General features: G+C 50.4%; 14 protein-coding genes. 13 read left to right on the forward strand and 1 reads right to left on the reverse strand.

All coding sequences use genetic code 11. The annotated features are described in order from the left end of the window. Window positions 1-10: 10 nt before the first annotated feature. The 11 genes from ilvN (at window position 11) to rmuC (ending at window position 13329) form a co-directional block, all read left to right on the forward strand. Complete coding sequence (gene ilvN / locus EPV75_RS03840; RefSeq protein ID WP_029939926.1) at window positions 11-502, forward strand: acetolactate synthase small subunit; 492 nt, start codon at window positions 11-13, stop codon at window positions 500-502. 63 nt (window positions 503-565) lie between these two features. Next, window positions 566-1582, forward strand: a complete 1017-nt coding sequence (ilvC, locus tag EPV75_RS03845) for a ketol-acid reductoisomerase (protein ID WP_029939927.1) — start codon at window positions 566-568, stop codon at window positions 1580-1582. Between the two features lie 382 nt (window positions 1583-1964). Continuing rightward, window positions 1965-3326 (forward strand): ExeA family protein, encoded by a 1362-nt coding sequence (locus tag EPV75_RS03850; protein ID WP_128384520.1) that lies wholly within the window; start codon window positions 1965-1967, stop codon window positions 3324-3326. A 29-nt stretch (window positions 3327-3355) separates the two neighbouring features. Further along, complete coding sequence (gene mshL / locus EPV75_RS03855) at window positions 3356-5107, forward strand: pilus (MSHA type) biogenesis protein MshL (RefSeq protein WP_128384521.1); 1752 nt, start codon at window positions 3356-3358, stop codon at window positions 5105-5107. Next, window positions 5108-6418: a tetratricopeptide repeat protein gene (locus EPV75_RS03860; RefSeq protein WP_128384522.1), complete on the forward strand. Its 1311-nt coding sequence runs from the start codon at window positions 5108-5110 to the stop codon at window positions 6416-6418. 9 nt (window positions 6419-6427) lie between these two features. Then, the gene (locus EPV75_RS03865) at window positions 6428-8110 is read left to right on the forward strand and encodes a GspE/PulE family protein (RefSeq protein ID WP_128384523.1); all 1683 of its coding nucleotides are present in this window, start codon (window positions 6428-6430) and stop codon (window positions 8108-8110) included. A gap of 10 nt (window positions 8111-8120) precedes the next feature. Further along, a complete protein-coding gene (locus EPV75_RS03870; protein WP_128384524.1) occupies window positions 8121-9326 on the forward strand; it encodes a type II secretion system F family protein in 1206 nt (401 codons plus the stop codon). After that, window positions 9323-10903, forward strand: a complete 1581-nt coding sequence (locus EPV75_RS03875) for a hypothetical protein (protein WP_128384525.1) — start codon at window positions 9323-9325, stop codon at window positions 10901-10903. The genes EPV75_RS03870 and EPV75_RS03875 overlap by 4 nt, the downstream gene beginning before the upstream one ends. Further along, the gene (locus EPV75_RS03880; RefSeq protein ID WP_029937516.1) at window positions 10900-11538 is read left to right on the forward strand and encodes a hypothetical protein; all 639 of its coding nucleotides are present in this window, start codon (window positions 10900-10902) and stop codon (window positions 11536-11538) included. The genes EPV75_RS03875 and EPV75_RS03880 overlap by 4 nt, the downstream gene beginning before the upstream one ends. Then, window positions 11535-11882, forward strand: a complete 348-nt coding sequence (locus EPV75_RS03885) for a hypothetical protein (protein ID WP_128384526.1) — start codon at window positions 11535-11537, stop codon at window positions 11880-11882. The genes EPV75_RS03880 and EPV75_RS03885 overlap by 4 nt, the downstream gene beginning before the upstream one ends. Continuing rightward, window positions 11869-13329, forward strand: a complete 1461-nt coding sequence (rmuC, locus tag EPV75_RS03890) for a DNA recombination protein RmuC (RefSeq protein WP_128384527.1) — start codon at window positions 11869-11871, stop codon at window positions 13327-13329. Before EPV75_RS03885 ends, rmuC begins: the two co-directional genes overlap by 14 nt. Here the strand turns inward: rmuC and EPV75_RS03895 are convergent. Beyond that, a complete protein-coding gene (locus EPV75_RS03895; RefSeq protein ID WP_128384528.1) occupies window positions 13326-13709 on the reverse strand; it encodes a response regulator in 384 nt (127 codons plus the stop codon). The genes rmuC and EPV75_RS03895 overlap by 4 nt on opposite strands. A gap of 251 nt (window positions 13710-13960) precedes the next feature. Between EPV75_RS03895 and rpsP the strand changes: the two genes are divergently transcribed. Both rpsP and rimM read left to right on the forward strand, forming a co-directional pair. Next, window positions 13961-14203: a 30S ribosomal protein S16 gene (gene rpsP, locus EPV75_RS03900; protein WP_029937520.1), complete on the forward strand. Its 243-nt coding sequence runs from the start codon at window positions 13961-13963 to the stop codon at window positions 14201-14203. Window positions 14204-14228: 25 nt separating this feature from the next. Beyond that, window positions 14229-14777: a ribosome maturation factor RimM gene (rimM, locus tag EPV75_RS03905; RefSeq protein WP_128384529.1), complete on the forward strand. Its 549-nt coding sequence runs from the start codon at window positions 14229-14231 to the stop codon at window positions 14775-14777. Window positions 14778-14779: the final 2 nt, after the last annotated feature.

Here is a 14779-nt window from a genome sequence, read left to right on the forward strand (position 1 = left end):
GGAGAGACGAATGAAGCATATTATTTCAATGTTGATTGAGAATGAGTCTGGCGCGCTTTCCCGTGTGGCGGGCTTGTTTTCGGCACGTGGTTACAATATTCACGCTCTGACAGTGGCGCCGACCGATGACGAGACGATGTCGCGTTTGACGTTGGTCACCAGCGGTGATGATCAGCAAATCGAGCAGATCGTCAAGCATTTGAATCGTTTGATTGATGTCATCAAGGTGGTGGACATCACAGAAGGGCAGCACATTGAGCGAGAGCTAATGCTGGTGAAATTGAAAGCCGTCGGCGGTATGCGTGAGGAAATCAAACGCTTGTGCGATATTTTTCGTGGCACCATCGTTGACGTGACTTCCAATATCTACACCGTTCAGTTGGTGGGCGAAACACAGAAGCTTGACGCTTTCATCGATGCGATCGACGAAGGCTTGATTGTTGAAATTGTGCGTTCCGGCGCAGTCGGCCTGATGCGTGGTGAGAAATCGCTCCACCTGTAACGATTATCCGAATGGACAAAATAAGATTTATTATTACGATTAACTTACTTTTAAGGAAAAACAATGCAAGTTTATTACGATAAAGATTGTGACCTTTCTATCATCAAAGGCATGAAAGTTGCGATTATCGGTTTTGGTTCTCAAGGTCATGCGCATGCAGCCAACCTACAGGATTCCGGTGTGGACGTAACCGTTGGTTTGCGTGCCGGTTCCTCTTCTATCAAGAAAGCGGAAGGGTATGGTTTGAAAACCGCAGACGTCGCAACGGCTGTCGCGAATGCCGATATGGTGATGATTCTGACGCCGGATGAGTTCCAGTCGGTGTTGTATAAAGAAGAAATCGAGCCGAACATCAAGCAAGGTGCGGTATTGGCCTTTGCCCACGGTTTCGCCATCATCTATAACCAAATCGAACCTCGTAAGGACTTGGATGTTGTGATGATCGCGCCGAAAGCGCCGGGCCATACGGTTCGTTCCGAATTCGTTCGCGGTGGCGGGATTCCGGATTTGATCGCTGTTGAGCAAAATGCATCCGGTAAAGCGAAAGACATCGCTTTGTCTTATGCGTCAGCGATTGGTGGCGGTCGTACCGGTATCATCGAAACCACTTTCCGTGACGAGTGTGAAACCGATTTGTTCGGTGAGCAAGCGGTTCTTTGCGGTGGTGCGGTTGAGCTGGTTAAAGCCGGTTTCGATACATTGGTTGAAGCGGGTTATGAGCCGGAAATGGCGTACTTCGAATGTTTGCATGAGTTGAAGTTGATTGTTGACTTGATGTTCGAAGGCGGGATTGCCAATATGAACTACTCCATCTCCAACAATGCAGAGTACGGTGAATATGTGACAGGTCCTCGAGTTATCAATGACGAGTCGCGAGAAGCCATGCGTCAAGCGTTGAAAGACATCCAAACCGGTGAGTACGCTAAGAAGTTCATCTTGGAAGGTCAATCGAACTATCCGTCCATGACAGCGCAACGTCGTTTGAACGAAGAGCATGGTATCGAAGTCGTCGGGCGTAAGCTACGTGCGATGATGCCTTGGATTTCAGCCAACAAAATCGTTGACCAAGAAAAGAACTAAGATTGTTTCGTTCAGGCTCGAAAGGGCCTTTTTGAATCGACTGTTGAAAAACCTGCCGCCGGCAGGTTTTTTTATGCCCGTCAGATAAATTGACCAGGCCTGGCAAAGATTCGGTTTGCGGCCTCGGCTAAAACAAGCATTTGTGAATCGTATTTTTACGGATTAAAATACCGGGTAAGACGTGACAGTGTTTTAGGCGGGGCAGTTTGGTATCAATCGAGTTGGTTTCCGTGTTTTTGCGGAATAAAAAACAACGAAATGACGGTTAAGTTGTTATCATATATACAAACTTTAAATATCGGTTCTTCGCCCGAATGCGTGTTGTATGGCAAGGATAAAATAAACAATTGAACGAACCGTTAAGTGTGGTTATCAAACATCTATGTATTGCTCTTTCTTTGGTCTGAAGAAACTCCCGTTTAAAATTTCACCGGATTTGACGTTCTTCTATAAACAAGCCGCGCGAGACGAAATTGCGCAGGCATTGCTGTTTTCCATCGAGCGTGGGGACGGCATCATTACGGTGACCGGTGAAGTCGGTGTTGGCAAAACCACTTTGCTGCGTCTGCTGTCGGATCGGTTGCCCGCCAATTATATTCAAGTGTACATTTCATCACCGACCCTGTCGGACAAAGCCTTATTGACGTTTATTTGCACCGAGTTATCGATTCCGGTGAATCCGGAGGACGGTAAACCGGAATTGATGACACGATTGAGTCGTTTTCTGATTGACGAATACCGTCAAAACCGGCGGGTGGTGATGTTGATTGATGAGGCGCAGGCGATGACGCTGGATGCCTTGGAAGAGTTGCGGTTGCTGGGAAACCTGGAAACCGAGGAAGATAAGTTGTTGCAAATGGTGTTGTTCGGTCAGCCGGAATTGGACGTGACCTTGCAGGATCCGCGCGTTCGCCCGTTCAAAGATCGGGTGGCCAACCACTTCACGATTCAGCCATTGGACGATGACGAAGTGATGCATTATCTGAATTACCGAATGCGGGTGGCGGGGTATATGCAGGCGGATTTATTTTCACTGAGCATTGCCAAACGTATCCGGCAGGCCACAGGCGGTCTGCCACGCTCGATTAATCTCTTGGCCGATAAGTTATTGATGGTGGCTTTTTCGAAAGGCGATGCGCGTTTAAAAGCCTCGCACTTCAAAGGACTGGTACCCCAGTCTAACAAGATTCGGTCTCGATTGACCTGGGGGTTGGTGGCGTCCTTTATGGTGGTGGCCGTCGTGGTCGTGCTTTGGTTCGCGGATAAGGCGAATTCGGACATTCCGACCGATACAACCGAGCCGGTGGCTTGGTGGCAGGCTACGCAACAATTAGCGGACACGGCGGCGCATTTCGGTGTCAGTTCTCAGCGTTTGGTGCAGTTGACGGATATGGATCGTGAGACGCGGCGTTTTTTGCGTACCCAATCGGCTTCTAAACCGTTGATTCTTGTCAGTGCCATGCCGTTGCGGCGTTTTGATAATGTGTACTCCAACGTTTTGAACGGGTTGGATGTGGCCAATCGCGCACATTTGTTTGCAGTCGTCGATGCGCAAAGCGATCCTTCGGATATTCAGTTTCGGCTGCTTTACGACCCGAGAGCGGAAGCGGGATCGGTCTTACGAAACAAACAAATCGATTTACAAACCTTGTCGGGCGCTGAATCCCGTATCGTATCGGTTTCCAGTGTGGCAGAAATGATTGCGCGCTCGCCCAAAGAGCGAGGCGTTTCAGCCGGATCTTAGGGCGCGTAAAAAGGAATGAAAAAAGCATCATGAAGAAAATAGCGTTAATTCTCCCAGGCCTGCTTTGGATTCTGGCGGGGTGCAGTACCTCGGACAGTGTCAAGCGTGAGCCTTTGGCGCCGCCGGTATCGGATAAGTTCAATCTGCAAGGGCATTTGACGCCGGAAGACGATATGGCGCAATCGACGGCCAAGCCGGCGGCGATTCCCGAATTGGTAACCGACGAACCAATCAATCTCGACCCGAGCGAGCAAAAAAACATTAAGCGTTATAGTGTGTCCGCGATTAACGTGCCGGTATCGGATTTGTTGTTCAATTTAGCGAAAAACGCCGATAAGCAACTGGATCTGTCATCCGCGGTGCAGGGGCGGGTCACTATCAATGCCATTAACCAGCCTTTGGAACGCATTTTACAGCGCGTGACGGCGCAAATCGATGCGTTGTACGAGTTGCAAGGCGACACCATTGTCATCACGCCGGACAAGCCGTTTTGGAAAAGCTATGAAGTCGACTACGTCAATGTGACGAAACACATTAACGATTCGACGGTCATGAAAATGTCGGTCGGCAATGTGGCGCAAGGCGTCAGCTTGAATAACGGCAATCAGAACAGTCAGTTCAAGCTGGATACCAAAGCGGTCAACGATTTCTGGAAAACACTGGAAGAAAACGTCTCGGCCATGGCGATGCTGGAAGTCAAGCCGATTAAAACGGTGTCTCATAAGCGCACTTATGATGGTGACCGTCAAACCGATCGACAGAACATGGGGCAAGAGTACTGGGGTGGTAACTATGCCGAGGGGAGCAGTAGCCAGGCCATGGAGACAGTGACGTCCACCACCTCTGAGAAAGTGCAAAACGTAGTGGTCAATAAAGAAGCCGGGTTGTTGACCGTGTTCACAACCGGTCGACAACATAAAGAAATCGAAGCTTATTTGGAAAACACTTTGCACCGTACCAATAAACAAGTCCTGATTGAAGCGACGGTGGTGGAAGTCGAGTTAAATGACCAGTATCAGGCCGGGGTGGATTGGAGTGCGGTAACCTCGAACTCGTCCGGTTCCAGCGCCATTACCCAAAGTATGCTGGGCAGCAATTTATCCAACGATCCGAACTTTTCCATCAACCTGACGTCATTGGGCACTTGGGATTTCTCGCTGGGCATCAAATTGTTGCAAAAATTTGGCGACACCAAAGTCTTGTCCAGCCCGAAAATCATGGCGATGAACAACCAGGCGGCGTTATTGAAAGTGGTGAAAAACGAAGTCTATTTCACCGTCGACGTGAACCGGGAATCCGCCACGTCGGTGAGTGCGGGGGTTACGACCTATGAAACCATGGTGCACTCGGTGCCGGTCGGGTTCATGATGCATGTGACGCCGTTCATTACCGACGACGGTGAGATTTCACTGAATATCCGTCCGACCTTATCGCGCATCGTCAGTTATGTGGACGACCCGAACCCGGAGTTGGCGAAAGAAAATATCGTCAGTAAGGTGCCGGTGATTCAGGAACGCGAAATGGATTCGGTATTACGGTTGCGTGATAAGCAGACGGCGATTATCGGTGGTTTGATTCAAGATACACACAGTAACCAGCGTGAAGGTGTACCGGGTTTGATCGACATTCCTTGGGTGGGCGACTTATTCTCCTATCGGGATGATACTGTTCAAAAGTCGGAGCTGATTATCTTTATTCGTCCGATCATTATTAATAACCCGGATATCGAGCACGGTGACTTGAAAGCCATGAAACCGCTGTTACAGACGACGAGTAACTAAATGAGTGTGTTGCTGGATGCCTTGAGAAAAGCGGCCGCCGAAAAACAGACGGCGGGAAGCGTTTCTGAAGAAACGGCCAGGCCTGGTCAAAACCGGAAAACGGTCACATCTGAGCGTTTAGTCGACGGGCAGGATGTGGTGTCTTCCTCGTTTGAAGATAAAGTGCAGCAACCTGATATGCTGACTGAGGCGATGCCGGAAAAGCGTCTTCAAGTAGCTCCGGCTGGGACAAATGAGTCGAAGGTGCCGGATTGGAGTCTGTCGCAAATACCGGGGTATCAATCGGAAGCGTCCTTGGAAAATGCAAAGCGGCAGCGAGCGCAGGGCGTTTTGCAGGCCATGCAACAAGCCCGCCAACCAAGTGGTCATCCGCTGCGCTGGTTGGGCGGCAGTGCTTTGGCGGTGTTTGTTCTGGCCGGTTTGGGGTACTACGGCTGGGCGTATTTTCAAATGCAAACTCAGGCGGTCAATCATGAACTGGCGGCGTATCGAACCGTGCCCCAGGAGACGGTGCTCCCCGTCAGTTCGTCATCGGATGCCGTCGAGTCAGAGGAAGACAAGGTTCAGCCGCAAACCCAAGCGAGTCTTTCCGAGCCACCAAATAAAGCGATGCCCATCGCTCGAACAGAACGCGTGAACGCGCCGGCCGTGGCAGGAAAATCGGTGACGCCGGCGGTCGCGTCTGTGCCGACCAAACATTTGAAAATCGTGGCGATGACCGAACCAACGGAGGCAGAAAAGGGCTACCAAGCCTATCAGGCCGGGAAATTGGATGAGGCGCGACAATTCTACACATCGGCTTATCAGCAGGATGCCCAAAACCTTCCGGCTCTGTTCGGTTTGGCTGCGGTGTCAGTCAAACAGGGACGTAAATCGAATGCACTTCGTCTTTACCAACGTATTCTCGAAATCGATCCTCAAAACCTGCGAGCGCAGGATGCAGCATTAATGCTGAGCAGTCAGGTGCAAGGCGAAGCCTCGACGGAAAACCTGGTGAAACGCGTGCGTGATTTTCCCGAGAACGCTGCACTACAGGCTGCCTTAGGGCATCAGCTGGCGAAAGAGAACAACTGGGTGGCGGCTCAAAAACAATATTTTAAAGCCTATCAATTGGCACCCAACCGTGAGGATTACGCGTTGAACTTGGCGGTGAGCCTCGACAAATTAGGCGAGTATGACTTGGCAAAACAATATTATGAGCGGGTTTTACAGGCTTCTTCGGCCCGTTTGTCGGCGGAACGAAAAGAGCAGGTCCGTCAGCGTGTCAGCGCGTTACAGACGTTTTTGAACCGGGAAGCGAAACCATCATGAGAGGGGTTTATGGATAAGGCACGCCTTGGCGATCGTTTGGTTGAAGCCGGTTATATTACGCCGGATCAGTTGCGTATTGCCCTGACCGAACAGAGTGTGACCGGCAAGAAGCTCGGTAAGGTGCTGGTTACCCTGGGGTTCCTTGCCGAACAGGATGCGCGGCAGATATTGGGCGATGTGGTTGGCTATTCCTCCATGTCGTTGCAGGGTGTGGTCCCCGATTCCAAAGCCTTGGAGTTGGTGTCTGAAGAATTTGCACGAACCAATCTGGTGATGCCGATCAGCCTGGACGGCGACCGAATGAAAGTGGCGATGGCGAGCCCGGATGACATTTTGTTGATGGACCACCTTAAACGTCACATTCAAGGCGAGGTTCGCATTGAACCGATCTTGGTGGTTGAAAACGAAATTCAAAATGCCATCGACCATTTTTACGGGTATGAATTGTCGATTGACGGCATCTTGAAAGAGTTGGAAACCGGGGCGCCGGAAAGTTACAGCCGCTCGTTACAAGATGAGTATTCCCAGCCCATGGTACGCCTAGTGGATAATATCTTGACCGATGCGGTGAAAAAAGGCGCGTCGGATATCCATTTTGAACCGGAAGAATATTACATTCGCATCCGCTATCGCATCGACGGGGTGTTGCAGGAAATTCGCTTATTGCACAAATCATTCTGGTCGGGTCTGGTGGTGCGTTTGAAAGTGATGGCCAGTCTGGATTTGACCGATCAGCGGATGCCGCAGGATGGTCGGATGGAACTGGTCGTGCACGGTCGTCAAATCGATTTTCGTGTATCGACATTGCCGGGCCGTCAGGGCGAAAATTTTGTGCTGCGTATTCTGGACCGGGAAAAAGGCATCGTGCCATTGAAAACGCTGGGGCTCGATGCCGACAGTCATCGCGAATTGGAGTTGATGATGTCGCGGCCAAACGGCATCGTTTTGGTGACAGGGCCGACCGGTTCCGGTAAAACCACGACACTCTATTCGATGTTGAATGAGATGAACCGGGAAGGGGTTAATATCATGACCTTGGAAGATCCGGTCGAATATCCGATGGGGATGGTGCGTCAAACCTCAATCAACGAGGACATCGGTATGACGTTCGCCACCGGGATTCGCGCCATCTTGCGTCAGGATCCGGACATTATTCTGGTGGGGGAGATTCGTGACAGCGAGACGGCGGAAATGGCTTTCCGGGCCGCCATGACGGGGCATCAAGTGTTGACGACGCTGCATACTAATTCCGCTATTGGAGCGATTCCACGCTTGCTTGATATTGGCATTTCCCGTTCGATTTTGTCGGGCAATATCACCGGTATCTTGGCTCAGCGTTTGGCTCGCCGTTTATGTGAGCATTGTAAGGAATCTTATCGTCCGGATACTTTTGAGCGACGTTTGGTCGGCTTGGAACATGACTCGGACTTGGTTTTGTATCGGGCTTGTGGTTGTTCGGCCTGCAATGGTATCGGTTATAAAGGGCGTTTGGCGATTCTGGAGACCTTACGCGTCACCGACGAAATGGACGATATGATCATGGCCGGTCAGTCTCAGCATGCCATTCTCGACAAGGCCTTGGAAAACGGTTTTTCCCCTTTGCTGCAAAATGCTTTGAAGCGGGTTCGGGCCGGAGAAACGACTCTGGATGAAATCAGTCGAATCGTCGATTTGACGGAACTGGTGTCATGAAGGAAGTTTGATGGAAGTCTATCGCTATACCGGTGTCAACCGTTTCGGAAAACGGGTGCGAGGCGAGGTGCAAGCCTCGAATGAACAGGATTTGGAACAGCGTTTGCGCTCCGCTCAAATCGACTTGCTGTCTTTTCGTGTCAAGTCTCCCGGTTTGTTCAGTGGTTTCGGGCACCATAAAATTACTCGGCGTGACATCATTACCCTGACGACGCAGTTCAAACAATTACTCAAGGCCGGTGTGCCCTTGATGGAAATCATCGATGACCTGCGCAAATCCGATGACAGTGACGCGACGCGGGAAATGCTTTCGGCCGTCTATGAGTCAATGGAAGGCGGGCAAAGCTTTTCGCAAGCGTTGAAACCCTATGAAAACCGTTTGGGGGCCGTGTACATCGCTTTGGTTGCGGTAGGAGAAAAGACTGGCCAGATGGCGACGGTGTTGAGTCGTTTGGAAACCATGCTGAAATGGGAAGAAAGCCTGGCGGCCAAAACCAAAAAAGTCATGATTTATCCGTCGATTGTGGGGTTGGTGGTGCTGGCGGTTATTTTGATGATGATGCTGTTTGTGGTGCCGGAACTGGTGTCCTTTATTCGTGAAATGGGTGGCGAATTAAGTTTTGCAACTGAATCCCTGATTGCGGTATCGGGGTTTATGCAACATTATCTGCTGGAATTGGTACTGGTGCCGATGGTGGTCTGGCTGGGGGTGAAATGGTGGAAAAATCGTTCGCAGGCGTTTCGAATCCAAATGGATCGGTTGCTGTTCAAAATTCCCGTGATCGGCCCTGTGTTGTATAAGTTGAAAATTGCCCGTTTTGCCAGCACATTGGCGGTGATGCACAGTGCAGGCATCCATTTCGGTGAATCGTTAAAGTTGTCGGCTTCCGTGGTGGCTAATGCTTATCTGGAACGAAACATCGAACGTGCCATGCTGTTGATTGAAGAAGGAGAAACGATTTACCAGGCTTTTTCACTGGCTGAGGTGTTTCCGTCCATGGCCATTCGAATGGTCAAAGTCGGTGAACAAAGTGGCGGTATGGACGAAGCGCTGCGTCATGTCAGTGACTATTACGATGCCGAAGCCAAAGAGAGCATCGAACGGATTGAACCGGCGATTGAACCTTTGCTGACGGTGGTGATGGCTTTGGTGGTCGGTTGGGTCATGCTGGCGGTGCTTGGTCCGGTTTATGAAACCATTTCAAAGGTGCAATGATGCGATATAGCTTGTTTCTGCGGGATGAAGGGTTCGATGTCGTCGACTTAGAGGCGACAGAACGTGATCATCTGGCCACAGCGTCATTGACGTGGGAGCCGCAGGCCATTCGCGACTTGTTGGGTGAGTTTGAGCCGTCGCATGGCTTGGCACTGGTGTTGGATTTTTCCGACGAGTCTATGCATTATGAATGGGTTCCCAAGCTGTTTCCGTGGGAACGGCCGGCTTTGGAAAAGCGTCTGAAAAGCCGGTTTGAAAAAAGTGCCTTCGTACACGCTCACTGGCTGCCGGTATTTCAGAAAAATGCCGAAGGTCGAGAAGAACAACTGATTCTTTTGGCGAATGCCTCCCATTCACCCAAGCTCGATATGTTGCTTGGGTTCATCGAGGAGTTTGGGTTGGCCTTGCGGCAAGTGTATTCTTACACGTTTTTAATGGAAACCTGGTTCTTGAAGCGTTTGGCTCGTCGCATCGGTCTTAAAGGCAAACGCCTTAAGCAACCGTTTATTCTAACGGTGCGAGAGACCGAACGACGGTTCCGTCAGTTCGTGTTGATCGAATCACAGTTACGGATGACCCGGAACATTGAGCTGGACGATGTTTTGGATGAGGCGGAATGCTCCCGTGCGCTGGCGGATGAAACGCGTGCCACGTTGCGTTACCTCTACAACCAAAAACTGGTGCCTTTCAATCATGAAGTCGGGCAAGTGTATCTGGATGGTTACGGTCAGGCGGTGGCACCGGTAATGGGCGCGCTGCGCGCCAGCCTGGTGTCCACCAGTTGGGACCGAACTCGATTGATTCTCAAAGGCGAATCACTCGGCGGCTTGGGACTTGCGCCGTCTGCGCCGAATGAAAAAAGGACGTTGATGTGTTTGGTGCAGTTTTTGAAAACCGCTGCGCCAGCCTCTTTTTATCGCAATGCCTATACAGAACGGGTTGGGCGTTTATGGCAATGGAACCGGCTGACTTGGCTGTCATGGGCACTGGTGGCTTTGTTGGGAAGTTATGCTTTATTGCAGACGGCGATTGATTATTTCGTGTTGACGGATAAGGCCGAGCAGGTGATGGCGAAACAGCAGCAGTTTGAACAGGATAAGCAACGCCTGCAGAGCGTGATTCATTTGCAGTATGATGCCGAAGATATGAAAGCGACGGTCGAATTTTTCGACCAACTCAAGCGGGTGAAACAGCACGGTTCGGTTGGCCGAGAACTGGCTGTCTTGAGCCGTGTCGTGAACAGGCATCCGGCGATTGAACTTACGGAAATACGTTGGAACCGTCACCCTGTTTTGGATGAAGAGCGGGTTCAAGTGTGGTTATCCGGTCATGTGAAAGGCAACCAGCGCTATGAGGTGCTGTTGCAAAAAGCGGACGCATTTATGGCGGGCATTCGAGAGGATTCTCGCGTGGAGCAACTGAAATATGTCAATGAACCTTTGAATCGAAATGCAGCTCAGGCGCTTGCCGTGGAAGGTCGTCTGGAGCGTAAAACTCAGGAACTGCCGTTTAGCCTGACGTATCGCTTGAAAGTTTTCGAACCTTTGACACCTGCCCCGACGGAGGAAACGCCATGAGATTCATCGAATCGAACGGGTTGCGCCGTTATTTGGCTTGGCCGCTGGGCGTTTTGGTGGCGACGCTGCTGTTAATCGGATTGGGGCGTTGGTTTCTTTTGGAACAAACCCATGCACTGCAAACCCATGTTCAGCAACAGGTCGCGCATTTGGATCGTTTGGTTCGGCAGGTCGAATTCCTGAAAAAACAAGCGCAATTGTTTCATGCCTACGGCGAAGCCTACTCCCAAATCAACCCCGAAGACCTGGTCGATCAGCAGGGGCGCGTTGCTTGGACCGATGCATTGTTGAACATTCAAAAGTCGTTGGCATTGAAACCATTTAAAATTCAATTCGAGCCGGAAAAAGTGTTGCGCCAAAATGACTTGAAATACATTCCGTTGGAAAAGCCGATTTTCTTCTTTACCCGATTGAACTTGTCGGCGGGCTTGCAGTCGGACCGTGATATCCTGACGCTGTTTCAACGTATTTCAACCGACATTACGCCGTTTTTCTTGATTGAAGGGTGTGATTTGGATCGAGATGCCAATACGAAATCACCGGTTTTTAATTTGAATAAAGGCGGTATCCGTATGGCGTGTTCGCTGATTTTTTTTGAAGCCAAGCCGAGAGCGTTTGAAGGGAAGGCCTTATGAGACAGCTAAGTGGTTGGAAGGTATTATTAGGGCTATGTTTGACCGTGGCTGTTCAGGCTGCAGAACCTAAGTTGGAAAGATTGTTTTATACCCCCGATCAACGGGCTCATATCGAACAGGCGCGCCAAGCGTATTTGAACCCGGAGGCTAAGCCGTCCCAACGCCCGTCGCCAGTTCAAAATGCGGTGACGCCGACGCAACGGAAACCGAAAGTGTCGGCGATTATTGTCTTGCCGGACGGGCAGCGGCAAGTGCGTGTGAACGGACGTTACCAATCTTTATCGGATAATCGAGTACAATTAGACGCACGAGGAAACGTGGCGAAATCAAATGACGTGGAGTGAATTTGTGGAAGTGTTGCAGGCAAACCCGTGGGCTTGGGGGCTGCTGGTCGTATCGGTCGGACTGGCCGTGATGACCGTTCGTTTGAAACGACAGCGCGATGCGGCACAGGATAAACTGCCAGGCCTGGCCAGATTGGAGGAAGAAGCCGATGCGCTTCAAGCACAAAATCAGCGGTTGCAGGCCGAAATGGTGGATTTGCAGGTGATGAAAGGCGAAGCCAATCAGCAACGCGAACAGGTGGCGCAATTACGCCAGGATTTAGGCGTACAACAAGCGCAATATGAACAGCTTCAGCAACGTTATGCGCATGCGCAGTCGGAATTGTCGGGTCTCAAAAACCGTATGGAGGCGGAGCGGGAAAGTCATGCCGAAAAGCTGGCGTTATTGGAAAACGCCAAGCAAACGCTGATGCAGGAATTCAAGGTGTTGTCGAATGAAATCCTCGACCAAAAGCAACAGCAAATGCGCCAGCAAAGCAAAGAGACCATCGGCGGCTTGATTCAACCGGTACAAACCGCTTTGAACGAATTCAAGCAACGGATCGAAGCCGTGCACAAGGAAGACTTGGAAGGACGCGCCTCCTTAACCGAGCAGTTGCGACACTTGTCGGAGTTGAATCGGTCGATGACCCAGGAAGCGCAGAACCTTACCAAAGCCCTGAAAGGCGACCAAAAAATGCAGGGCAATTGGGGCGAATTCATACTGAAAAAACTGTTGGAATCCAGTGGATTGCGGGAAGGGGTCGAATTTGAAACCGAAAAGAGTTTTACCGAGGAAAGCGGTCAACGGCTCCGTCCCGATGTGGTAATCAATCTGCCGGATAACAAGCACGTCATCATTGATTCCAAGGTCTCGTTGCTCAGCTACGAGGCGGCTTTGAACGCCGACGACGAGATTGAAAAACAAAAACACCTCAAAGCCCACTCGGCCAGCTTGACCAAACACATCCAAGCCTTGTCGGAAAAACGCTACGATCATTTGTCGTTACTGAACGCACCGGATTTTGTGTTGATGTTCATCCCGATTGAAGGCGCTTACATGATGGCGATTGAACAGAATCCGACCATCTTTGAAAACGCTTTCGACAAGCGGGTAGCGGTGGTCACGCCCACCACTTTGTTTACGACCTTGAAAACCATTGAGCAGTTGTGGCGTTATGAACGTCAATCGGAGCATACCGTGAAACTGATTCGCCGTGCGGCGGACGTGCATGATAAATTTGCCGGCTTCGTTGATACCTTCGAGAAAATTGGCAAACAATTGACGACGGTGCAAGGGTCTTATGACCAAGCCAGAAAGCAAATGATGAGCGGCAGCGGAAATTTAGTGCGGCAGGCTGAAATGTTGAAAGAGTTGGCCGGTAAAACCAAAAAAGAAATTCCTCAGCATTTATTGGATGAAGCGGAGGGGGTGCCGTTGCTTTCAGAAGAAACCGACAAGTCTTAATTGTTGTTGACTGTCTGTGTCAGTAACCGCTTGACAGCGTCAATCAGGGTCAATGGCTGAAACGGTTTGATAACCCAGGCCGAGACATGCAATGATTTGGCTTGTTCCTTGATGCAGGGGTCGGTCTCGGCCGTCAGCATCAATATCGGTGTATGCTCGTACTCCGCTTGTTCGCGCAGATGTCTGACCAATTCCAGGCCGGTGTTCTCCGGCATCAAGTAATCGATGACGAATAAATCATAATGCGTCCGACGTGTGTGTTCCAATGCTTCCGACATAGAACTCGCCAAATCGACGGTCCAGTCCGGTTGCGTTTTAAAGGTGATTTTCAGCATGTTTCGGATGACATCGGCATCGTCGACAGCGAGTAGATGCGCCATGGCTTTTCTCGGTTGCAGTTCTTTTCACACCATTCTAGCAAACCCCTTGAAATATAAAGGAATTAATTTTGAGGCCTGGTCGGCAATAAATGCCTGAAAAAATTGAAAACTTTGCGGTTTTTGGTATATAATCCCGCTTTTCCAGTTTTCGGCTGGAAAATGCATGAGAAAAACAAAGTGCGGAAGCGCTTTAGTAGAAGAATTTGTTAGCAGGATTTCCTGTTATCGCCGATCAAGATAGGAGTAATCAAATGGTCGTAATTCGTTTAGCCCGTGGTGGCGCCAAAAAGAACCCTTATTACCGTGTGATGGTTGCGGATCAACGTAAATCCACTACCGGGCGTTTCATTGAACAAGTTGGTTTCTATAACCCAACGGCTCGTGGCCAAGAAGAAAAGCTTCGTCTTGATTCGGCGCGTATCGAACACTGGGTGAACCAAGGTGCTCAAATGAGCCCTCGCGTTAAGAGCTTGGTTGAAGACGCTGCTAAATAATCCTTGTTGATACATTAGGTGTCGAATGTCTTCTTCGCAAGACGAACATATCATTCTCGGCCAGATTAATGGCATTTACGGTGTTCAGGGATGGGTCAAAATTTTTTCCCATACCGAACCCCGCGAGAATATTTTGAATTACTCACCCTGGCTGGTGCGAGTCAAGGGCGAATGGCGAACCATGTCGTTGCAAGACGGCCGTTCGCAAGCCGGTGGCAAATCCATTATCGCGAAACTCGACGGTGTCGATGATCGTGATGTGGCCCGTGAATTCATGGGCTGTGATATCGCCATTACTCCGGATCAGTTACCGGACACCGATGACGGCTATTATTGGCGTCATCTAATTGGCTGTGAAGTCAGCAATCTGCAAGGTGAGGTGCTGGGGCAGGTTTCGGAAATCGTCGAAACCGGCGCGCATGATGTGTTGCGTGTGACGCAAATTCTGCCGGGCGGTGAGACGCGGACAACGTTGATTCCATTTGTCATGGACACTTTTATCCTGGCGGTCGATGTCGACGCCAAGCGGATTCAGGTGGACTGGCAAGCGGACGACGAAGATTCCGACACGTGACG

The organism is Hydrogenovibrio thermophilus (assembly GCF_004028275.1).
In the GTDB taxonomy this organism is placed as follows: domain Bacteria; phylum Pseudomonadota; class Gammaproteobacteria; order Thiomicrospirales; family Thiomicrospiraceae; genus Hydrogenovibrio; species Hydrogenovibrio thermophilus.